General features: G+C 41.0%; 18 protein-coding genes and 2 pseudogenes. 2 read left to right on the top strand and 18 right to left on the bottom strand.

The features are described from left to right. Positions 1–685 (top strand): annotated as a pseudogene (locus tag BS63_RS1000000111240) (IS3 family transposase); the annotation flags it as partial. A gap of 86 nt (positions 686–771) precedes the next feature. Here BS63_RS1000000111240 and BS63_RS0101000 read toward each other — a convergent pair. The 15 genes from BS63_RS0101000 to dnaG form a co-directional block, all read right to left on the bottom strand. Continuing rightward, entirely contained in the window at positions 772–1737 is a 966-nt protein-coding gene (locus BS63_RS0101000; protein ID WP_019777027.1) for a glycosyltransferase family 2 protein, read from the bottom strand. Positions 1738–1852: 115 nt separating this feature from the next. Then, positions 1853–3415: a glycosyltransferase family 39 protein gene (locus BS63_RS0100995; protein ID WP_002960789.1), complete on the bottom strand. Its 1563-nt coding sequence runs from the start codon at positions 3413–3415 to the stop codon at positions 1853–1855. Positions 3416–3494: 79 nt separating this feature from the next. Further along, positions 3495–4727 (bottom strand): DUF6056 family protein, encoded by a 1233-nt coding sequence (locus BS63_RS0100990; protein WP_002960788.1) that lies wholly within the window; start codon positions 4725–4727, stop codon positions 3495–3497. A gap of 3 nt (positions 4728–4730) precedes the next feature. After that, entirely contained in the window at positions 4731–7265 is a 2535-nt protein-coding gene (locus BS63_RS0100985; protein ID WP_002960786.1) for an LTA synthase family protein, read from the bottom strand. Positions 7266–7267: 2 nt separating this feature from the next. Further along, positions 7268–9013 (bottom strand): rhamnan synthesis F family protein, encoded by a 1746-nt coding sequence (locus BS63_RS0100980; protein ID WP_028798383.1) that lies wholly within the window; start codon positions 9011–9013, stop codon positions 7268–7270. Positions 9014–9016: 3 nt separating this feature from the next. Further along, entirely contained in the window at positions 9017–10057 is a 1041-nt protein-coding gene (locus tag BS63_RS0100975) for a glycosyltransferase family 2 protein (RefSeq protein WP_002960782.1), read from the bottom strand. Between the two features lie 26 nt (positions 10058–10083). Further along, on the bottom strand, positions 10084–11304 hold the full coding sequence (locus tag BS63_RS0100970) for an ABC transporter ATP-binding protein (protein ID WP_019775420.1): 1221 nt from the start codon (positions 11302–11304) through the stop codon (positions 10084–10086). Beyond that, positions 11304–12116, bottom strand: coding sequence for an ABC transporter permease (locus BS63_RS0100965; RefSeq protein ID WP_002960780.1), 813 nt, complete (start codon positions 12114–12116; stop codon positions 11304–11306). The genes BS63_RS0100970 and BS63_RS0100965 overlap by 1 nt, the downstream gene beginning before the upstream one ends. A gap of 9 nt (positions 12117–12125) precedes the next feature. Continuing rightward, positions 12126–13085 carry a glycosyltransferase family 2 protein gene (locus BS63_RS0100960; RefSeq protein ID WP_002960779.1) on the bottom strand — a complete coding sequence of 320 codons (960 nt, stop codon included), beginning with the start codon at positions 13083–13085 and terminating at the stop codon, positions 12126–12128. Further along, the gene (gene cps2T / locus BS63_RS0100955) at positions 13075–14229 is read right to left on the bottom strand and encodes a beta 1-4 rhamnosyltransferase Cps2T (RefSeq protein ID WP_002960777.1); all 1155 of its coding nucleotides are present in this window, start codon (positions 14227–14229) and stop codon (positions 13075–13077) included. Before cps2T ends, BS63_RS0100960 begins: the two co-directional genes overlap by 11 nt. A 349-nt stretch (positions 14230–14578) precedes the next feature. Continuing rightward, positions 14579–15430, bottom strand: coding sequence for a dTDP-4-dehydrorhamnose reductase (rfbD, locus tag BS63_RS0100950; protein ID WP_002960775.1), 852 nt, complete (start codon positions 15428–15430; stop codon positions 14579–14581). A gap of 104 nt (positions 15431–15534) precedes the next feature. Continuing rightward, complete coding sequence (locus tag BS63_RS0100945; RefSeq protein WP_002960773.1) at positions 15535–16461, bottom strand: glycosyltransferase family 2 protein; 927 nt, start codon at positions 16459–16461, stop codon at positions 15535–15537. A gap of 13 nt (positions 16462–16474) precedes the next feature. Then, on the bottom strand, positions 16475–16810 hold the full coding sequence (locus BS63_RS0100940) for a metal-sulfur cluster assembly factor (protein WP_002960772.1): 336 nt from the start codon (positions 16808–16810) through the stop codon (positions 16475–16477). 394 nt (positions 16811–17204) lie between these two features. Further along, the gene (rpoD, locus tag BS63_RS0100935; RefSeq protein ID WP_002960771.1) at positions 17205–18314 is read right to left on the bottom strand and encodes an RNA polymerase sigma factor RpoD; all 1110 of its coding nucleotides are present in this window, start codon (positions 18312–18314) and stop codon (positions 17205–17207) included. Between the two features lie 8 nt (positions 18315–18322). Continuing rightward, positions 18323–20140 carry a DNA primase gene (gene dnaG, locus BS63_RS0100930; protein WP_028798382.1) on the bottom strand — a complete coding sequence of 606 codons (1818 nt, stop codon included), beginning with the start codon at positions 20138–20140 and terminating at the stop codon, positions 18323–18325. Positions 20141–20334: 194 nt separating this feature from the next. Here dnaG and mscL point away from each other — a divergent pair, with 194 nt between their 5' ends. Next, on the top strand, positions 20335–20715 hold the full coding sequence (gene mscL, locus BS63_RS0100925; protein ID WP_002960769.1) for a large conductance mechanosensitive channel protein MscL: 381 nt from the start codon (positions 20335–20337) through the stop codon (positions 20713–20715). Between the two features lie 525 nt (positions 20716–21240). Here mscL and rpsU read toward each other — a convergent pair. The 3 genes and pseudogenes from rpsU to BS63_RS1000000112025 form a co-directional block, all read right to left on the bottom strand. Next, on the bottom strand, positions 21241–21417 hold the full coding sequence (gene rpsU, locus BS63_RS0100915; RefSeq protein WP_002963309.1) for a 30S ribosomal protein S21: 177 nt from the start codon (positions 21415–21417) through the stop codon (positions 21241–21243). Between the two features lie 127 nt (positions 21418–21544). Beyond that, positions 21545–22366, bottom strand: coding sequence for a transporter substrate-binding domain-containing protein (locus tag BS63_RS0100910; protein WP_019786321.1), 822 nt, complete (start codon positions 22364–22366; stop codon positions 21545–21547). A gap of 185 nt (positions 22367–22551) precedes the next feature. Further along, positions 22552–23012, bottom strand: a pseudogene (locus BS63_RS1000000112025) (8-oxo-dGTP diphosphatase). Positions 23013–23022: the final 10 nt, after the last annotated feature.

The following is a 23022-nucleotide window of genomic DNA, read 5'->3' as shown; positions in this document are numbered from 1 at the left end:
GATATGGCTATCGTAGAATCCATCAAGAGTTATTGAATCGTGGCTATATCCTCAATCACAAGAAAGTTCAACGCTTGATGAAGGAGCTTGGATTGAAGGCTAGAATCCGAGCTAAACGTCGCTATAATTCTTACAAGGGAGACGTCGGTAAGAAAGCTAAGAATCTGATTAGGTGTTGGTTTGAGGCTTCCCAACCTCTGAAGAAGTGCTACACAGATGTCACAGAATTTGCCATTCCCGCGAGTAATCAGAAGCTCTATTTGTCACCGGTCCTCGACGGTTATAACAGTGAATTATTGCCTATAATTTATCTACTTCTCCTAATTTACAACAGCTGAAAGCCATGCTTGAGGAGGCTTTTCCTGACAAAACCTATCAGGGAACTATCTTACATGGCGACCAAGGTTGGCAGTATCAGTACGCTTCTTATCACCATTTTCTAAAAGATCGTAAGATGATACCATCCATGTCTCGTAAGGGTAACAGTTTAGATAATGGAATGATGGAGTCTTTCTTTGGAACCTTAAAATCTGAAATGTTTTATGGTTTTGAAGGGGACTTTACATCTATCCAGGAGTTAATGCTTGCCATTTCAGACTACATTGATTATGACAACAACAAACGGATTAAATTAAAACTAAAAGGACTGAGTCCTGTGCAATACAGAACGCAATCCTTCACTTAAACTATTATGTCCAACTTTTTGGGGTCACTACAAAAATTAGTGACTAAAAATACAAAGTGGGAGAGATAGATAAATAAATTTAAATCCTACCTATCCTTAAAATCCTCAGTTCGCTTCTCAATAATATATTTGGGACGTTCTTTTACTTCCAGATAAATCTTCCCGATATATTCGCCAATGACACCCAGACTAATTAACTGAATTCCAGATACCATCATAACTAAAGCAAGGTTACTTGCCCAACCGCTAACAGTATGTCCGAGAAAATACTGGACTAAAATCCAAATAATAGCTAAAAAACTAAAGCCAGCAACAATCAAACCTAACGAAGCTATAATTCTGATGGGCTTAACACTTAAACTAGTAATACCATCAATCGCCAGATTTATCATTTTACTTAAGGGATATTTAGACTCACCAGCAAGCCGTTCATGACGCTTATAATAAACGCTGGTACTCTTAAAACCAACCAATGGGAATATTCCTCTTAAAAAGAGGTTGACTTCTTTAAAGTTTGCGAATTCCTTTAAGACCCTACAGGATACCAAACGATAATCAGCATGATTGTACACTGATTCAACACCCATAAGATTCAAGATCTTATAAAACCCTTGTGCTGAAGCCCGTTTAAAGAAGGTATCAGTATCTCGATTATCACGGACACCATAGACAATTTCAGAACCATTTGAATATTCATCTACCATCTGGTTCATTGCATTTACATCATCCTGACCATCACAATCAATAGAAATCGTAATGTCAAAACTATCCTTGGCTTCCATTAGACCGGCATAGACTGCATTCTGATGCCCTCGATTTCTACTCTGCGAGATTCCTGTCACATATGGGGTTTCATCAGCATATTTTTCAATTAATGACCAAGTTGCATCTTTACTGCCATCATTAACAAATAATATACGGCTATCATCCGAAATTTTCCCTAACTCAATTAGCTCAGTTATCTTTGCAAGGAAAATCGGCTCAGTAACTGGAAGAACCTTTTCCTCATTATAGCAAGGAATAACTATACATAGCCTTGGCTTCTTAATCATTTCTACTCCTCTTTCTAGGCTCTTAACAAGAATATCTTTCAATTATTTCTTTATTATTTTAGTCTCAAATTTTAAACAGTCCTAGTATATCATACTACTAGGACTGTTAGCAAAGTTAGTTATTCTTTCTAGTCAGTAAAGCTCCAATATATTTTCCTACTTGCTTATAAATTAAGAAGAGGCCAAAGGCCGATAAAGGAAGCAAAAGATAAACATAGGGATAGACATACTGACTTTTAGTCTCCCATATCAGGTGAAAGATAAGACCACCAGATAAATAAATAAGTGGGATAAGTAAGAACAAGTTGCCATTCCCTTCTTTAAAGGATTTCCACTGATTGGCTAGGAAAGGTAAGACTGACACATATATCAAGACTAAAAGTAAGGCAGAAAAATAATAGACGATATGGTAAACTAAGCCACTTTCATAAATGCTTGACATTAAGCGACCTGAAATTTTCTGGTTCTCAACAGGCATTTTAGTTACGGGACCAGACCAAATAGATTGAAACAGACTATCTGTCCATGTCGAAATAAATTTATTTTTAAAAAAGTTAAAGGTGTAGCCTGGATTATTTTGCATGACTTTTAACCGTTTTACAATCAGTTGATGGCTATCATCTTCAATTTTATTGGAATCGCTCTTGTACTGGACATAGACATTCTCAAGATAACCATCATACCATCCTGCAACACGATTATAGGCCTTAGACTGATCATCTAATCCCATAGCGACCCAAGCAATCTTAGGCTCTCCTTCTATCTTAGTTGCCTTGGAAACTTCTTTATAATACCAGCTAACACCCTTATTCATCACTAGGATGGTCAATACTAGAGAGACAGCAAAAATGATGCTTCTCTTCGACTTAGATTTCAAGAAGTCTAGAAGCAAAACAATCAGGACGGTCAAAATTAAAATACTGTAGTTACTTCGAATTAAATCAGATAATCCGAGAAATACAACTGATAAAATCAGACTCGACCAACTTCGTTTATCAAGAAAAACTTGTAGGTAGTATAAGCCAACTATTGCAAAGAACAGCCCATAGGTTAGACCATATACAAACAGAATAAAGAATATACTTGGCAAAAAGATAAAAGATAAGATAATTTCGACTTTAGATACCCTGTCATTTTTAAAGATATTCTCTGTAATCTTCCATAAGAAAAAGTTATTGGCAATTGCCATAATTAGATTTATCCAGAAGAATACTTTAACATTTTGAAGCCCAAAGATGTAGAGAATAAGTCGCTCAAAGGATAGCAATCCTAATTGATGAGGGAACCTATGCAGGTAGCCAGACCAGTTTGTTAATTGTGAAAAATCCCCTTTATTCATCGCTTTGGCACCTTCAAGCACAGATAGAGAATCATGTCGAATAACATCGTTCTGGTGCATTATTAGGTAAAAGCCCAATAATAAGTATAATAGGCTTCCTATTACGAATAATTGATAAGGCTTCAAAAAGCGAGAAAGATAAATCAGCAGCGCCAGACACACCAGCAATAACAGCAACATTAGGTAGAAAAGAACATTGGTATGCTGAAAATGGGACATTTCTGAACCATCCATTGGCAGTAATGTTCTGACTAACAAACTGGAAATACTAAAAAGTATAAATATAAGGAAAGACCAGACTAGAATCAACTTTTGTCCTAGAGTCGATAGAAATTTCATATCATTCACCTAAAAGAAAAGAAGTCCGAAGCAATTCTCGAGCACTTCTTTTCGACTTTTTTATTCGTACTTTTCTGACTTATTGAAAGAGCCTATTACCAATTTTATCAATAAATTCACGGTAAATCATAATAACTACAATTAGTCCAGAAAATATCAGGGGAGTAAACGTCCTTAAGCCAGAAGCATAAATTGTTGGTGATAAGGAAACTGACATCCTAGCAGCATAGCCAACAGCTAAAATCACAATGGCTGAAGTTGCTTGCCATTTATCTTCAAATAAGATAAATATAGCAATTGTTATGACTAGCAATAGAACAGCATAAATCGTAATGGGATAGAGGTTTGCCTTAAAGCTAAACTTAGTTATCGGTTGCTGATTTTGAAAATCAATGACACGTTGAACAGCTGTTAGTATACTGGTACTTCCTAACCGATTTGACAAGACTGTATACAAAACACTTCCTGATAAAAATGAAGCTAAGTAATGTCGTTTCAATAGTGATAAAACAAGGATAGTAATTAACAATAAGTAGATGATTGTTAACTCCGAGGTAACAAATAAAACTCTGTTAGTTTCCATGTAGCCCTTTGCGACCTTAACTACTAAGCTTAATTTATCGAAACCAGGATACCAAGTCTTCGTCTCAACAAGGTTTCGATGAGCAGAACCAGGCGCTACCATTGCAGAAACTGTTCCAATAAATGCCAAGACTGTTCCAACTAAGTAGTTGTAATTTACTTTTTTCTTTTTGAACCAATCCTTTAACAGATAGAAGGAAAAAGTAATCAAGGCAAATATAGTGAATTGCTCCTGCATACAAGCTAAAATAAGGAAAGGAAAAGACAAGACTAACCAAGCCAGACCTTTTTTTTCCAAGCAATACCAACCGATAACAAAGGCAACCAATGGAAAGAGATAATTAGTTGCCGTTGCGATTAAGCCTGCACTAGTAAAGAAAATGCTTGGGAAAATTAAAAGAAAGAGAGCAGGCGTGATAAACCTGAGGCCCCAATACTTATCATTCTTTAGGAAAATACCATTAAAACAGTAGAAGAAACAAACTACTGCAATGAACATCGTAATATCAAAAACAAGGTAGTGAGCAGACATAAACATGGTAAGAGATTCAATCAATAATCGACTTGACCATGTTTGATAGCGATAAAGTGCGAACTCAAAGAAACCATAATGTTGCGCCATTTTAGCAAAGCTTAATTGATCACCAACATCATTGATATAAACAATGGATTGGAGAGTAAAGAGAAAACTTATTAGTGCATAATAGATTGGCAAATAATACTTTTTCATAGGCTATTTTTCCTTACTAACTTTAAAGAATTTCTCATTATTTGCAAGGTACCCCTTACCAGATACTAAGTCATATTCAACAAGCTTCAAATCATTAGCAATCTTTTGTTGTTCCTTTGTCTTATGCTTCTTATCGATACTTGCATTATCCATGACTTCAGTTAAAAGTGCTTCATATGGTGAAACTCTTGTCGCTGTTGTTAAATGCAACTCTGCATTAAAATCACTAGAATTGACATAAGGATGATTTTGTTTAGGTGTTGGATAGTTACTCCAAATGAAATAATCGGTTTGATACTGACTCTTTGGATTATCTTTAAATGCCTTTTCTGGATAGAACCCTGGAAGGTGATCTCCATAAAATACTACCGTTATTTTTTTATCTATCTTGGACAATTTACTCAACCAATCTTTAGTAGCATCATCTGTTCTCTTTAACTCCTTAGCGTAGTTGTTAGTGTAACTATTTTCCGCTGGATCAAAGCCATCACCAGAGCCTCCATAAGGACTATCATCAGTATAATCCCATGGAGAATGGTTTTGATAAGTGATAACAGAGAAAAATTGATTTTGAGAAGGGTCAATATTCTCGGTAACGGTTTGATAAGTATTGGCATCGCTTGGATAGACACCTAGAGTTCCCAAGTACTTTCCTTTTTCAGTTCCACCTGTAGCAGCAATAAATCGACTAAAATTCAACCGACGATAAATTGACTCGCGTGAATACATATTAGCATCACCCAAGTGAATGGCTATTTTATTTTTAGAAGAGTATGAATCACTAATAGATGGCATACGACTCATACCTGGTGCAACTTCTGTATAGATAGTTGAAATTGATGATGAAAGATTATACATTGGTAAACCTGTTAGAGCCTGAAATTCCATATTTGCAGTACCCCCACCATAGGAATCAGCTCTCATCAATCCACTTGTATAATTCTGTTTAACAGACTTGATGTAAGGAATAGGATCACGATTCAAGCTAACATCAGATAGTCGACTTGGGTCAGCGAAGCTTTCACTCAAAACAAAGATAACCGTTTGATCAGAAAGATTCCCTTTTCTGGATTTATTAATGCGATTGGCGTCACTTGTATATTTTTTAACAATTTTATCCATCGTTTCCTTACTATAGTCATTCGGTTTTTCCATTTTTGAAGAGGTCAACTGTTTCGTCCAAACAAACATTAAGGAACGTTCACGAGCTACAACAGATTGACCCATCCATTCCAATTTTTCAGTATTATTTAGTCCTGACAGGATGGGAATATTACTAGCGATTTTACCATTTTCTTGTCGACTGAAGATCGAAACAACAATAGTAAAAAGAAGTACAATGGGAAGAGTGACTGCTACTCTTACTCGCCAGTCAGCACTAACAATATCTTTAAATGATAAAAGTTTCCAGAGGAAGTAAGTGACCGCTGCAAGAACCACGATACTTACAAGTGCAAAGATAACGGTTGAAGCATCTATGTAGGTCATCAGCATCTTAATATCTTTAATCCAACTCAAATCACTAAAAAGAACTGGCTCATTTCGCATACTATATTTAATACTGTTAGCAACTGATAAAAAGGTTCCAACAGTAATTAGAATTGTCGTTGCTATTAAATAGCGATTAACAATTAGGTAAAAAACCACATTTATTAAGGCAAGTACCAAAATTTGGTATAAGGTAGCTCCGGGAAAAATATATCTTCCCAAAATTTTTCCATCCGTACTAATAGTAGCCTGTATTATATAGTTGAACACTACTGCTAAGAAAAAGCTCGTCGTAATAGCCAAAGAAACTGAAGCTCGTCTAGCGACAACATCTTTTATTCCCTTCCAAGCAAGGTAACAAATAGCAGCAAAGAAGGCTAAACTAATCGCTACTTCCGTTCCTAAAGTCCAAAAATATGAGTTGAGATTTGCCATCTTAACAATATTATCTAAGGACCCCTTTAAGGCTGTTAGTGTGAGATGATCATTTACAATTGCCGTCCCCAAAAATAAAAAAATTGGCAGTTGGTAGACATTATAATGTTTTAACAAGTTATCCAGACTAAACAAAGCTGCAGAGTCTCTTGAATGTCTAGTTTTCTTACTTTCAGCGCGATTTTTAATATTTTTAGAGATATAACGAATAACAAGAGCAAGAAGCAGAATCATCAAAACAGTAGGAAGCGTCCCCCCCTGAAAAAATTGATTTTTTACTAGACTCCAGAATTTAAAGCCACCATTATTCAGATTTCTAGTCACCACTAAGAAGTAAGAGACTAGAAGATAAATCACATAGCCAATGGCATATTGAATCCAGAGAGACTTTTTAAGGCTCTTACTGACATAGACAGCCAATCCTACGATGGAAATTCCATATAGGCTGTTGGTTAGGAGCTCAAAACCCTGAAAGGCCTTATGCAATTTACTGGCGCTTTTAGCTTCTAAAATTTGCTGGTTGACTAAGAAAAAGTTGATACAAAATGCAAATAGACAGATAAGCGTTATATGCAAGACCCTGTACCAATTTATATCTCTGAGAAATTTTTTCATAGCTATTTTTTCAAAAGCCTCTTCACAATATACTTAATCGCCCTAGCTGGGCCGACGATGATATATTTGAGGGCTCCTTTAATTCCTCCCATATAGGTAAAGTCTACGTAGGTGTTGGGGCTACTATTGGCCCTAGTATTGAGCTGCTTATTCTCAATAAATGGCGTCATAGTGATTGGGCTTGGGGAGATGCGATAATCGTAATGCTTATCCCAAGCAATATAAATGAGAAGTCGCTCGATAGCATGAAGAATGGAGTTCTGAGGCAGGGGTTCTGCCGGAACATCCTGATCCGTCAAATTCAAGTCAAAGAGCGGACTTAGGGCATCGTACTTAAACCAAGCATAGGTGCCATAGCTCATGACAAAGGTATCCATAGCTTTGAAATCAATGGACTTCTTTAGTTCCATCTTTTCCCAAAGCTCTTCCATTTTTGGAGCAATAAGATTTTCATTCCAAGCCACGACAATTTTGTTGAACCTAAAGAAGGTCGGCATATCCGCAATGACAAGTCCAAGTCTGTCATTGCTAGCCATTTGAGCCAGAATTTGATTGGCTGGTTCAACCAGCATGGCAATCAATTCCTGCCGCCAAGATTGGCCAGCCCAATAGTCTGCTTCCTTGGATTTCTTGGTGTGGAAATGACCGATATAGTCATAACTCTTGAGCTGGTCCTTCAATTTCAACATTGGTAGGACATCACGACCAATATTTCCCGTCACAAAGATTTGGGCTACTACCTGATTCTGGTCCAAGATAGCCTGAATTTCAGATTGCTTTTCCTCCTTATCTGTAGTGATAAAGAGGTCATAAGCAAAATGGAAAGCCTTGAAGGCCTCCAGAAATTCCTGCAAGAGATCCACATAAAAAACATGGAGATGAACCGCAACCTTGCTTTCTGCAGGAAGCTCTTCCGCTTCTGCCTGCTCCAAGTACTTACGAGCTAGAAGATAAGGTAAATCAGGCTGACCGATATTAGTCATATGGCTGACGATTAAATCAACCGGATAGTCCGAACTTGCCTCAATCTGGTTAAGAATATAGGGCGTGATAGACTGATTAGCATCAATGGTCTTAACCTTGATGAAGGGCACCCTGTGGTTAAGAATGGCTGTCGGATTATAGTAGCTAAAGTCAGGATGAAGCATTCCCTCAGTTGGGGCTTCTAGGGTATTAAATACCGCATCATACGTGAAACCTCCATCCGTCAAAGCGGTGGTCACCCGAGTTTCATACTGACCGATAACCTCCTGGACATCACTAAAATCTTCAATCCCTTGCCAAAATTCTTGAAAGGCAGATGAGGCCACTACCTTCTGGCTAAAGCTGATAAAGTAGCTTTGAATATGTTCAGGAAAACTCTTAGTCTTGCGATGGTTGGTCAAGCCCCAAAAATCAACATTAGCGTCAGCTTCAAACTTCTGATAGATTGGCTCTAAATCCCAGAGAGGACCAAAACAAGTGTCATTCATAGTGGTTATGGAGTCATAGTCTGTCAGCTCATTCCAACCGACCTGAGCCATGCCATCCCGCCAAGCTGCAAAATCAAAACCGCTATTCTGGCGTTGGATAAAATCATCAATCAGCCCCTGCTCCTTGAGCATAGCCTGGTCCTCCGCCTTAAAGTCGCTATTGGAAATAAAGACTACCCGACTAAAGAGGGAACGCATTTTCTCCAATTGATAGCCAACGTGCGGACTCAGGCGATTAAATTTATTAAAATGCACATATAAAAGCAAACGCTTCATCTTTTATTTTCTCCTAAAGAAATTGATGATTTTGGTTGGGATGGTCCAACGTTTTGAAGTGATAACCTTCTGATACTCTGACTGCCAATGAGCTTTCTCAGCTCTCTCTTGGTCTAAAAGCTTATGAGCCTCGAGGCTAGAATTGACTTCTTGTTTGAGCAAGTTATGCGTATTTTGGACCTCACCAAGCAACTCATCAATCTTTTCCTTTTGCTGGTGAAATTCCCGACTCAAATAATAGATACGCTTTTCCTGTTTAGCATCATGACGGACAAGAATATCAGTCATCTCTGCCATATCTTGGTCAGGATATTTGTCTAAGTATTCTAGTTGAGTTTTTAAGAGACCATCAATCCGATGGAGCATCTTTTCTTCTGACTGGGGTCGTGAATCGGAATCACTAGTCATCCGATAAGCGACTGTAGGTTCAGGCACAAAAGATATAGTTGTACGTCTAAAAAACTCCAGTTGCATCGGGAATCCATCATCAACAGAGGTTGGATCAATGATTTCATTGACTTCCTGCATCATCTTGGTTTCAACTAACCAAGATGATGCCAGGGTCATGCCCTTAGTGGCCAACATTTTTTCATAGGTATTGGCATAGGCAATAGGACCATTTTTAAAAACATCTTCTGCTGTGACTTGGTCATTTTCATCAACGATATTAAAACTGGTGTTACACCATTTAGAATCGGGATTGGCTTCAAGCAAATCTACTTGCTTCTGCAACTTTTTGGGATCGATCCAGTAATCGTCAGCATCACAACGAGCAATGTACTTGCCTCTAACCTCCTTACAGATATCAATCCAGGTTCTAGTAATCCCTTTATTTTCCTCATTGAGGAAAACTCGAATGAGATCCGGATGCTTTTGGGCATAGGACTGAATAATTGCTCTAGAATTATCAGTTGAACAATCATCAACCAAGATAATCTCATAAGGAAAATCTACTTCTTGGGCAAGAAAGCTGTCAATCGCTCTTTCAATAAATTCGGCATAGTTGTAACTCGTACAGATGATTGATACCATCAGATTAGACATAAGCTAGCCTCCTATCTACTCAAAAATCAGTCAGATAAAATTTCCCAATTCCCATTTCTTTTTACAATTCCGGATGCTGAATCCATAGCTGATAAATCATCAAGATTAATATCATCACGGTTGAGCACAATGATTGGTGCATTATTGTTGTTGGCAAAGGCCAGCATTTCTTTTGATTTTCCGAGAATAGTAACCTGCAACTTGAGCTTAATATCATTCAAGCTAGCAATGCTACAAGAATAACGATAACTCTTATGGCCACTACCTTGGGTTGGATAGTCCAGGGCATTATCATTATAAATCCAAATATTGCGGTCAATATCTGTTAACGAAAAGACGATATGGGTCTCCGTATCATCTAAGACATCGTAGGAAATCTCAAATTCAATCTTCTCATTCTGAGTCATTTGCTGATTAGATAGTAATTTAACTTCTAGATTATCAACGTGTTTGACTTCTTCCGCCTTATTGTCATTATCGTCGCTCTCAGCTTCAGGTTGCACCGCATTGTCCAAACTATATTGATTGGCTACATCATCTGGATCCCCATAGGCCTTAATGAGGCCATCATCAATAAGGACAGCCTTATTACAGTATTTCTTAACCGCCGCCATATCATGAGTAACTAGAATGGTAGTCTTACCACTTTCCTTGCGCTCCATGAAGTAGTCGTTACACTTGCGTTGGAAGGCTTCGTCACCGACGGCCAAGACTTCATCCAGAATCAGGATATCGCCCTGTGCTTTGATGGCAACTGAGAAGGCCAGACGGACCTGCATCCCGCTGGAATAGTTCTTAAGCTTTTGGTTCATGAACTCCTTGAGCTCAGCAAACTCGACGATGTCATCGTACATGGCATCAACTTCATCCGTCGAAAAGCCCAGCATGGCACCGTTCATATAGACATTCTCACGCCCAGTCAACTCGGGATTAAAGCCAACCCCCAGCTCGATGAAGGAGACCAGTTTCCCATCAATGGTCACCGCTCCTTTTTCTGGGACATAAATCTGAGAAATAATTTTCAAAAGCGTTGATTTCCCAGAACCATTACGGCCGACGATACCGAAGAAATCGCCTTTTTCCACTTCAAAGTTAATGTCTCGCAGAACGTGTTGTTCCTTGTACCCCTTGATACCCTTGAAGCGATTGACCACTGTGGTCCTTAGACTATTGGATGCTTCAACAGGTAATTTGAAATATTTGCTGACATGATCAACTTTTACTGCAATATTATTTTCTGTCGTCATTATAGAATCTCCGCAAATCTCTTAGAACTTCGATTAAATACCGTCAAGCCAATAGCAAAAATGACAAATGGCAGGACATAAGGAATTGAGTAATACCACCAGTGATTAATCAAATTCCAGATGGTCAGATTGGCCTTATCAATCAAAAGATAACGCAAGTCTTGAATCATCTGTGCTAGAGGATTGAGCATGATAATTTTACCAGCCAGAACACCCTTGGCCCCCTGATTGGTAATGAAGGTCAAGGGATAAATAATGGGAGTGGCATACATCCCAGCTTGTAGAAAGACCTCCCAGATCTGACCGATATCACGGAACTTGACATAGAGAGTTGCCAAAAGCAGAGCCACCCCCCAAGCCATGATAAAAAGTTCGAAGAAGAGCGGAATAGCAAAGACGGCATCCCAACCTATATGCACGCCATTGATCAGAGCAAAGATGAGAACAACAATTAGGTTAATACCAAAGTTAATCAAGGCTCCGCAAACAGAGGAGAGGACGATGATTGATTTTGAAAAATTAAGCTTACGCAGCAAATCGCCTCTGGTCACAATAGAAACCATCCCCATGCTGGTTGCTTCCGTAAAGAAAGACCAGATAACATTGGCCAAGAGCAGAGCTACCGCAAAGTGGGGCACATCGCCGCCCAGACGCAGGAAGCGAATGAAGACCAGATACATAATCATAAAGAGCATGAGGGGCTTTAGTATTGACCAAAGATAGCCAATCACACTGCCCTGATAGCGCAGTTTAAAGTCGGTTTTTATGAGTTCTTTTAGTAGAATACGATTCTTCTTACTAAGTAAATCCATGAGATTCTCCTATGCTTGATAGCCGTGTTTTTGGTAATGACCATAGCCGATTTTCGTTAGAATTAAAGTTTTAAAGACCAAGGTATGGAAGACTTGATTTTTAGCAAAACCATATTGTTTCAAGGTCTGCCGTCTTTGTGACCAAGGCTGGTTCAAGAGACCTACATAGGCCTCAACCAGCTCTTTTTGTTCTTGAGCTAGGTCCAAATCCAGCAAGAGACCGGCCTGTTTCTGGCTGGCATCAATCAGCCACCAGTATTTGGCCAAAAGCTTGTGAGGCCTGATCCAATGCTTAATCCGTTTGGACCAGGTTCTGGCTCCCAAGACATTATTGTCATGCTGGCGGTAGAGCTCAGTTGGCTGGTCAATGTAGACCAGATTTCCCTTGGCTGCTGCTACTAGCGCCAAAAACCAATCATGCATGATAATCTGATTCAAATTTTGAGCCTGCCAATTTTGGGCCGTTGCCCCATTAATCATGGCAACGCCACCAGTAACGGTATTTTCCGTCAATTCCTGCAAAAGCGTGGTGTTGGCATGGCCTGACTGGGTGCGAATCATGCTGGGATGTTGCACCTCAAGATCTTGATTGACCACCTTGAGGTCGGTATAGACCAAGAGGGGCTTATCGGCAGGATACTTCCGACCTTCCTGGATGCAGAGCTCCAACTTCTCCGGCAACCAAACATCATCTTGGTCGCAGAAGAAATAAAAGTCGGCCTCTTGGTATTTGAGCAGGGTATAGAAGTTCTTGATAACGCCAAGATTTTCCCTTTGGTCAGGATTGATAAAGACAATCCTTGGGTCTTTCTGAGCATAATCCGCAATGATTTCAGGGGTCCTATCACTAGAGCCGTCATCGCGAATCAAGAGAGTCCAATCCTTGTAGGTCTGCTCTAAAATGCTGTCCAGCTGTTGAGCAAGAAAACGCTCCCCATTGTAGGTGGACATGAGAATATTAACTTTCATGCAAAAACAACTCCTCGTACTCGCCTACAATTTTTGGCCAAGTATAATTTTCAGCCATGAGCTGGTGGGCTTCCCGTCCCAATTGGACAAAATCAACTTGACCGTCCACTTCATTAATCAGGCTTGCTAGGTTACCATGTCCCTTGTCCCAATAGCGGGCTGTCTGCTTCGCTACTTTTTTATTGAAGTCAACACCCAGCACCAGATTCAAATCGGTATGGGCTAGTGCTTCTAGCAGACCGGGATTGGTCCCACCAACCTCATGCCCATGGATATAGGCAAAGGCAGCCTGACGTAGATAAGTCAAGAGGTCACGATTGTAGACGGTCCCGACAAATTTAACACGGGGCTCCTGGTCAAAACCAGTCTTTTGCCGCAATTCCTCAAAATAGGGATTACCAGCCTGATTGCAGATGATGATCAAGTCTCGCTTGGTCTTAGAGGCCATAAATTCTCGAATAGCGGTCTCATAGTTATTCTCTGGGACGAAGCGACCCACAATCAGATAGTAACCCTTCTCTTGGGTCTGCCACTTAGTGAAAAAGTCCTGGACCTTTGGCGACTGAGCCGTCAGACTAGAAGCGGTCAAGTCCGTCCCATAGGCGATAAAAGTGGTCTTAGACCAAGGGTAACTGGACTGGATGTAGCTTTCAATGCCTTGATTATCAGAAATAATCAGGTCAGCCTTCTTGGTCATGACCTTCTCAGCATACTTGAGGTAGGCTTGAACAGGTCTTGACCACTTGGATCGCTTCCACTCGAGACCATCGGGATTGACAAAGAGCTGACCACCCAGCTTGTGAATCTTACGGGCAAAGGGAGCAATAAAGGCTCCGATGGTATTGCCGAGGATATAAAAGATGGGACTTTCAATCGCCTGCTCCTTAATCAATTTCAGAGCGTAGTTGATGGCCTGAATGTCGTAGGCAATCACTCGGGCAGGACCCAGTTTGGGAGGATTGACTGTAAAGCAATCAGCCCCCATGTGGCTAGAGTGTTGACCTGTCTTCTCATCTGAGAGGCAGGCAACATGATAAGTCAGGTCATCAGATTGACGATGCTTAACCAACTCTTGGACGAAGGTCTCAAAGCCTCCGTACTTGGCCGGCAAGCCTCGACTGCCAATGATAAAAACGTGTTGCATACACAAGGTCTCCATTCTAGCAATACAATCACTCTATTATACCATAAACCCAGCCATCATTTCAGAGATAAAGCGAATTTGTTCTCAAGCTATTGAGACAGTTTGAAGCCTTAAACTTCCTTGAGATTTTAAGGACTTTTCCTTCTTTGAAGCCTTTTCCAAGTCATCAAGCCTGAGAATAACTTTCGCTCTTGCTTTCTATGCTATTAGATAAAAGTCCAGAGACAGTCCAAACCTAATTAGTACGACTAACCAAGACCGTCAAACCAAGACCGTCAAACGAATTCTGTATCGGTCCGATGAGCCCAAAAAAGCCTGACCCTCTTGGAGAGAATCAAGCTTCATCTGACTATTTCTTTTCTTGTTTATAAAATTCCTGCAGAGCTTCCTGCCAAGTTGGAATAACAAAACCAGTCGCTTTGGTTTTAGCCAAACTCATAGTTGAATTCAAAGGTCGCTTAGCCTTGGCTGGAAATTGGCTGGAATCAACTGGGGTCACTTCAACATCGGTATCCTTGAGAATTTCCTTGGCAAAATCATACCAAGTAGTATCTTCTTTAGCATCATTGGACAGATGATAATATCCATAGTCCTTTTGATTTTCGGTGACATAGGTCATAAATTCAGCCAAGGTACGTGTCCATGTTGGGCGACCATGTTGGTCATTGACGACGGTCAATTTAGGGTGAGTCTTGGCCAGATTTTGCATGGTGAAGACAAAATTTTTCCCGTAATTACCGAAAACCCAGGCTGTCCGAATGATGTAGTAATGGTCCAAATATTTTTCAACTGCTTTTTCACCTAGGCGTTTGGTGCGACCGTATTCGGTCTGAGGGTCTGGCTTATCAGTTTCCAACCATTCCTGACCGACAGGCTTTTGCCCATCAAAAACATAGTCAGTCGAAATATAAACCAAGCTAGCCCCATATTTGGCTGCAGCCTTGGCGATGTTTTCAGTACCAGTCACATTGATGGCGTAATCCAACTCCTTGCCTTCATCCTCAGCAGCATCAACGGCGGTATAGGCTGCGCAGTGATAGACTAAGCTCGGCTTCACTTGAGCAAAGACCTGGTCCACCTTAGCAGCATCCGTGATATCCATTTCTGCTACATCGACAGCCACGTATTCTTCATTTCTTTCATCCAGCAAATAACGCAATTCGGTTCCCAATTGGCCATTGCTTCCAGTAATTAAAATCATTGATGTCTCCTTTGTTGAAACAGGGGCAATCGACAAAAATCTGCCAAGAACTGGCCCTGCCAAACTCTATTCTTTTACCATTTTACCAAAAAAAAGGGGTAATTTCACCCTTTTTCTTTAACAATGTAAACCGGTCGTTTCTTGGTTTCTAAGAAAATTTTAGCGATATACTTGCCAATAATTCCCAAAGCCAAGAGTTGCAAACCTCCCAAAAACATAATAATCGAGATGGTTGAAGCCCACCCACTGACAGGATCGCCAAAAAGCAACCGACGAAGAACCACAAAAATAATAGCAAAGAATGACAAAATAAAGCTTGCTAGACCTGCCCAAGTCGCCAGATTTAGGGGGGCCTCCGAAAAATTGATGAAACCATCTATGGAATAGCGTAGGAGAGACCAGAAATTCCAAGAGGTATCTCCAGCTACCCGTTCACGATTTTCATAGGGTAGGTAGGTCACATCGTAACCGACCCATGAAAAGAGCCCCTTAGAAAAACGATTAACCTCACCCAACTCCAAAATACTATCAACCACCTGACGGGTCATGAGACGAAAATCTCTTGCTCCATCAACCATCTCGGTATCGGAAATCTTATTGACCAGCCAATAGAAGGTTCGAGCGAAGAAAGACCGCAAAACCGGCTCACCCTTGCGGTCGGCCCGACGGGTACCAACGACATCAAAACCTTCCTCAATTTTGGCATACATCTCCTGCAAAAGTTCGGGGGGATCTTGCAGATCGGCATCCATGACGGTTATTAAATCGCCATCTGCAGCCTCCAGACCGGCCAAAAGGGCCGCTTCCTTGCCAAAGTTGCGGGAAAAGGATAGATAATGCACATTGGCAAACTGCTGACTGACCTCTCGCAAAACCTGCAAGGTCTGATCTTTAGAGCCATCATTGACAAATAGATAGTCAAAGACCAGCTGACCAGCCATAGTCCGCTCAACCTTTTGTGTCTCAGCTAAAAAAGGGTGGACGGTCGCCTCTTCATTGTAACAAGGGACAACGATACTCAATTTTTTCATAGTACAATCCTACCTAACGAATTCCCAGAGCGATGCGGGCATAGCGACTCATGCGGTCAACTGTCCAAGCTGGCGTCCAAACCAGTTTGACTTCAACCTTGGTCACCTCTTTCACTTCCCGAATAACATCATGAATCTGGTCGGTTAAGAGGTCAGCTAAGGGGCACCCCATGGTCGTCAAGGTCATATCAATTTCGGTATGACCACTATCCTCAAAACGAATCTCGTAAATCAAGCCGAGGTTGACAATATCAATCCCCAACTCAGGGTCAATCACCATTTCTAGAACTTCCAGAATATGGTCCTTGATTTTTTCAACTTCTTCATCTGTATATTTTTTCTCTGACATCTTCTTCTCCTTTTCAATAAGTTAAGGAAATAGACCATTAAAATGTCTTTATTTCCTACGGCAACCACTAGGGTGATTTGCCTAAACTTCTCACTAAGCCAGATATTCGAGCATTATCGGCTCTCTTCTCTGGCTGTCGCTTAAAGGCATATGAGTCATCTACTCCATCTATTTAATAAACAAAAACTTGTAGGTTTGGAAAGTATCCGCAAGTATTAAAAGATAAGCAATCTCCGCGGGACTAGCACCCTTCTTTTATTTTTTGAGGGTGCTCTGAGATAGTCTATTCCATAACGTCGCTCTCTGGTTTCTGGGCGACGGTTAAAAACCTCCAAATTGAGAGACTCTTTTCTTATTTCCTGAGAGTCTCCCTGATACTGTCCCCCAGACAGTATCAGTCCTCCATAAAGTCTTTGAGTTGTTTGCTGCGGCTTGGGTGGCGAAGTTTGCGGAGGGCCTTAGCTTCGATTTGGCGAATCCGTTCACGGGTAACGTTGAAGACCTTTCCGACATCTTCTAGGGTCCGCATCTTGCCATCATCGAGTCCGAAACGCAGACGGAGAACATTTTCTTCCCGGTCAGTCAAAGTATCCAAGACTTCATTGAGCTGCTCCCGCAGGACAATCCGAGTGGTATAGTCTACCGGATTTTCAATGACTTCATCTTCAATGAAATCACCCAGATGACTGTCATCTTCTTCCCCAATAGGAGTTTCCAGAGAAACAGGCTCTTGAGCAATCTTGAGGATTTCACGAACCTTGTCTGGGGTCATATCCATCCGCTCGGCAATCTGTTCTGGTGTTGGGTCTTGACCCAATTCTTGCAGAAGATTGCGTTGCTCACGCACCAATTTATTGATGGTTTCAACCATGTGGACTGGAATCCGAATAGTCCGAGCTTGGTCGGCAATGGCCCGAGTGATGGCTTGGCGAATCCACCAAGTGGCATAAGTCGAAAACTTGAAACCTTTGGAGTAGTCAAATTTATCAACGGCCTTCATCAGTCCCATATTCCCTTCTTGAATCAAGTCAAGGAACTGCATACCACGACCAACATAACGCTTGGCAATGGAAACCACCAGACGTAAATTGGCCTCAGCTAGGCGCTGCTTGGCCATAAGGTCACCTTCTGCAGCGGCAATAGCCAGCTCTTTTTCTTCCTCGTTGGTCAAGAGGGGCACCACACCAATTTCCTTGAGATACATCCGGACAGGGTCATTAACTTTGGCAGAATTGCTACCCAGCAATTCCTCATCTGTCAATTCTTCTGGCTTAGGAGCTTCAACCACATACTTGCTGGAGGGATTTCCCTCCTTGTCAGTAATCGAAATACCACCATCGGTCAAGCGTTCCAATAAATCATCAATTTGGTCAGCATCCAGGACGAAAGGGATGACCAATTTTTCAGTTACTTCGTCATCAACGGCCGTTCCTTCTTTCTTATGATTGCGGATAAAGTCAGCAACTTGTACGTTAAAGGTTGTATTTGTTTTTTTACTTGCCATAGTTTCCTCTATTCCATATTTCTTTTTTGAGCAATAAGGGCTTGCAATTCCATCATGGCTCGATTGTCATCTCCGTGATTGCTACTGTCACGAATAATCTTACTGCGTTTGCGTAACACCTGTTCCTGCCGATGCTTTTCTATCCGGCTTTCTAGTCCAGCAATCTCACCTTCAGCTAACTCCTTAGGCAAGACTTCCTCTTGAACACTGTAATAAGCTTGTCGCAAATCATCTGCCATCTGCGCCAAATCCAAGTCAGCGATTTCACCCTTCTGGCATAAAATCTGATAGAGGCTCTCCAGTTGCGGACTTTCAAAGGCAAAATCGTCCCGATTGCGGAACTCGTTGAGCAGATAATCATACTGGAGCAGGCGGTAAAAAAGTTGATTTTCAGCCCTTTGAATAGCTGTCAAGGTCTTGCTGGCAGGAAGTTCTGTTAAAAGCGGGGCTGAACTCTGTCTAAGCTCATCAACCTGTTGATTTCCAGCACTTGCTCGTAACTTTAGGCGCTCATTATTGACCGACTGTTCCACCTGCAAATAATCAAAGTCCGGTAGACTCTCAGCCACCATATTGATATAGGTGTTTTGAGCGGTAATAGAAGTCACCCCAGCAATAATCCTAGAAATTCGCTCAACATAGGCAATCTCGGTTTGCAGATTATCAACATTTTCCGGTTTCAGATACTGAATCCAAAACTCGGTGCTAGAAATCCGTGATTGGGTCAGAAGTTTGACTAATTCTTCTGCCGAATTGGCCTTGATAAACTCATCAGGATCCATCTGATTGGGAATCCGAACAATCTCGACGGTCAAATCCTGCAAAATATCCAGCGACTTGGCGATGGCATTCTGACCAGCATTGTCACCATCATAGGTCAAAATAACCTTCTTGGTAAATTTTTTCAGATGCTTGACATGCTCTGCTGTCAAGGCCGTCCCCATGGAGGCAACTGCATTTTCGATGCCCGCCCGATAAGCCGCAATAACATCCATAAAGCCTTCCATCAGATAGACTTCATGGCTCTTAGTCATGACCGGCTTGGCCTTGTCGAGATGATAGAGCTCGTAGGACTTATTAAAAATGGTGGTTGCCCGAGTATTTTTATACTTAGCTTCCTTACGTTCCTGGTCAGCCTGGGTCCAAATTCGACCCGAAAAGCCAATCACATGGCCATTTTCATCCGTCAAGGGAAAAATAATCCGATTGCGAAAACTGTCGAAAATCGAACCCGCTTCGGATAGGTTAAAGAGGCCAGAATTGAGAATAGTATCTTCATCATAGCGAGGCGACAGGCTTTGATAAAGGTAGTTGCTCTCATCAGGCGCTAGACCAATCTTGAAATAATCAATCATCTGGTCATCCAAGCCCCGCTGATAGAGATACTGGCGAGCCTGCTCCCCTACCTTGGTGGTCTTCAAAACAGCCTGATAGAACTTACTAGCGTCCTGATTGATATCAAAAAGTTTCTGATGCGGATTCTGACGAGTCTGGGGCTGGCTCGGTGTTTCAATGGCCAAATCCATCCCAATCCTCTCAGAAAGAATCTTGACGCTCTCCATGAAGGTGATATTCCGGTACTCTTCAAGAAATTTGAAAACATCACCGGATTTACCACAGCCAAAGCAATGGAAGAACTGTTTATCCTCAATAACATTAAAAGACGGCGTCTTTTCCTGGTGAAAGGGACAGAGGCCTAGATAATTTCGACCCGACTTGGTCAGCTTGACCACTTCGCCAATGACATCAACAATATTGACATTATTCTTAATCTCAGCAATGACTGATTTATCAAGGGCCAAACCATCACCTCCCAAGCAAAGCATACCATTTTAGTTTTACCTCTTATTATAGCATGTTTGGCCAGAGATTGTAAAATATTGAGATAATCTCTCTTTCTAAGTATAACAAGAGGATTAAATACTTATAACAATCAAAGTTTCTGGTCAAATCCCTTGACTTGACTGCTTCTTATCCGTTATACTGGTCAGGAAGTATTTTGAAAGGAAATTCATTTTTAATGATTAAAGAACTTAAAGAATTTTTGTTTAAGGGCGATGTCCTTGACCTAGCTGTTGCCGTTGTTATTGGGGCTGCATTCAACGCCATCGTTACCTCTTTGGTATCTGACGTTATCACACCAGTAATCCTTAACCCACTCGTTAGTGCTCTTGGTGTTAAAAACATTGCCAGCCTGTCATGGAACGGTATCGCTTATGGTAACTTCTTGGCAGCTGTCCTCAACTTCCTTATCGTTGGGACAACCCTCTTCTTCGTTGTCAAGGCTGCTAACACAGCCATGAAACGTGGTAAAAAAGAGGAGGAAGACGATACTCCTGCTGCTCCAACTCAAGAAGAATTACTTGCTGAAATCCGTGACCTCTTGGCTAAGGAAAAATAAGCAAGCTAGCGAGATCTCGTTCTGAGGTCTTTTTTGTTGCCCTTAAACTGAGTTAAAATAAGAACTTTACAATTTTGATACTTTCTTAAAAAGTGCGGATGCAAGCAAACTCCTAACGGAGTTTCATTGCTAAATCTTGAGCCTAGGTCTCAAGATTCCCGTTATTAGCGATAAGTAAACTTATCTCTAATAATACCACTTTGGCGAAAGTATCATATTCCCTTTCATAATCGGCCAATAAACTCTCCATTTTTATCAAAATATGATTATGTCACCTAGGAACCTTCCTCTTCTAGCAGAGCAGGCTTGCAATGTGAAATATTTAGCGACAACAGGAAGTGTTAAGTTACCACAGTCCCCCACTTGAACTAGGATTTCTCTCCTTTTTCCGAAGTTCGGGTTAAAAAACCAGCCCTTCTTTGGGCTCCCGCTCTTTAATGTTTCTTACACTAAATTCATTAACCTTACCCAAACGCAAAAGTCCTTGGCCAAAAGACCAAGGACTTTTCTGCATGTTCAACTCACTTAGAATTTTTTACGTTTGCGAGCTGCCTCTGATTTACGTTTGCGTTTTACAGAAGGTTTTTCATAGTGTTCACGTTTACGAGCTTCTTGAAGAGTTCCCGCTTTTGTGACTGAACGCTTGAAACGACGAAGAGCGTCATCAAGTGATTCATTTTTACGTACCACTGTTTTTGCCATGGATTTCACCTCCTCAAGAATAATGTAACGTTTTTTCGTTCTTTACTAGATTATCGAATTTTGTCAGGAATGTCAAGGTTTACTACTAATTTAACGAAAAAAAGCCGGACTTTTGCCAGCTCCTTAATTATTTTCCGGCTTCTGATTCCTGATTAGCCTTTTTAACATAATCATCAATCTTACCTTCTTTTTTCAACTTCGTAATGATTTTATTGATGCGGTTTCTCAGGGCAATTGAGCCCTTAGGCAGAGCAATAGCATAGGAAGAACCATCAACTTTCTTGAGAGTGATATTAGCGACGGTCAAATCTTTATTGCTGGAGACATAACCTTGAGCAATGGCACTTTCCATGACAATTCCTTGAATTTTACCACTCTTTAGCTCATTGATTCCTTCACTATTTTGAGTGAGTGAAACCGCCGATGCTTTGGAAATCTGGTCAGCTAGAACACCTTCCTGAATGGTTCCCTTTTGGGCTGAGACAGATTTTCCAGCAAAGCTGTCAACAGAAGTATATTTTGCCAAATCGGACTTACGGATGACCACAACATTTTTAGATTCGAAATAAGGCTCTGTAAATTCAAAGGAATTCTTCCGATCCTCCGTCACCGATATACCAGAAATACCATAGTCTGCCTTACCAATAGCAACACTCCCCAGAACATTAGTAAAAGAAACTGTCAGGAAGTGTATCTTGACATTGAGTTCCTTGGCAATCTCTTTAGATAGCTCAACATCAACACCTGCAACGGTATCCTTACCATTAACCAAGCGCTTAAATTCGAAAGGGGCAAAGTCTGGGCTGGTCGCTACAACCAGAGTTCCCCGCTTTTGCACCTCTGATAAAGAGGTATCTTTCTTGACCGATTTGCCAGAATTGGAGCAGGCCACCAGAGTGACCGACATGAGCACCAGCAAGGCCACCGTAATTAATTTTTTGATTGACATAGATTTCTCCATCTTGAAGGGACTGAGCAAGGAAGACGCTGAAAACCAGGTTGCTTGCCTAATTTCACAACTAGGCAGAGTCCTTGCCAGCCTTCCTAATTTTTATACTATTTTAGCTTATAAAAATACATTTGTCAAGGTGGATAAGGTGACTGAAACTCGAAAACCTGCATAAAATCGCAGATTCAGTAGAATTTCTTCTGCCATCTTCCATCAACTTTATCATGATAAAAATATTCAGACAGGGCAGCCTCGTCAAAGACTCTCAGCAGGGCTAGCATATCGTAAGCCAAATCCATCTGAGACAAGTCTTGACGATTGACCCAAAGGACCTGTCCTTCATCGGAAGACCTTAATTGGCCAGTATAAGCACCCGCCTTATAGAGAAAGACCACATAGCGAATACCTTCATCCGTATGCCAATCTTTGAGGCCAACCAATAGAGGATACTCAATAGTCAAGCCTCTTCAAAAATTTCATGCACACCCGAATCATGAAAGGACTCCTTGTCCTCTACGTGGCCGCCAGGCAGGGCAGCCCCCGACCAAGAATAACGCTCTGGGTCGCGAATCTGCATGACAATATTGCCCTTGCCATCCTCAATCAGACACATATTGGTTAAAATCACTTGCGATGCACGGGACATAAGAAACTCC

The sequence above is a fragment of the Streptococcus sobrinus DSM 20742 = ATCC 33478 genome, assembly GCF_000686605.1.
Classification (GTDB): domain Bacteria; phylum Bacillota; class Bacilli; order Lactobacillales; family Streptococcaceae; genus Streptococcus; species Streptococcus sobrinus.
The sequence above is the reverse complement of the archived record's forward strand: the minus strand, read 5'-3'. Positions and strand labels throughout refer to the sequence as shown.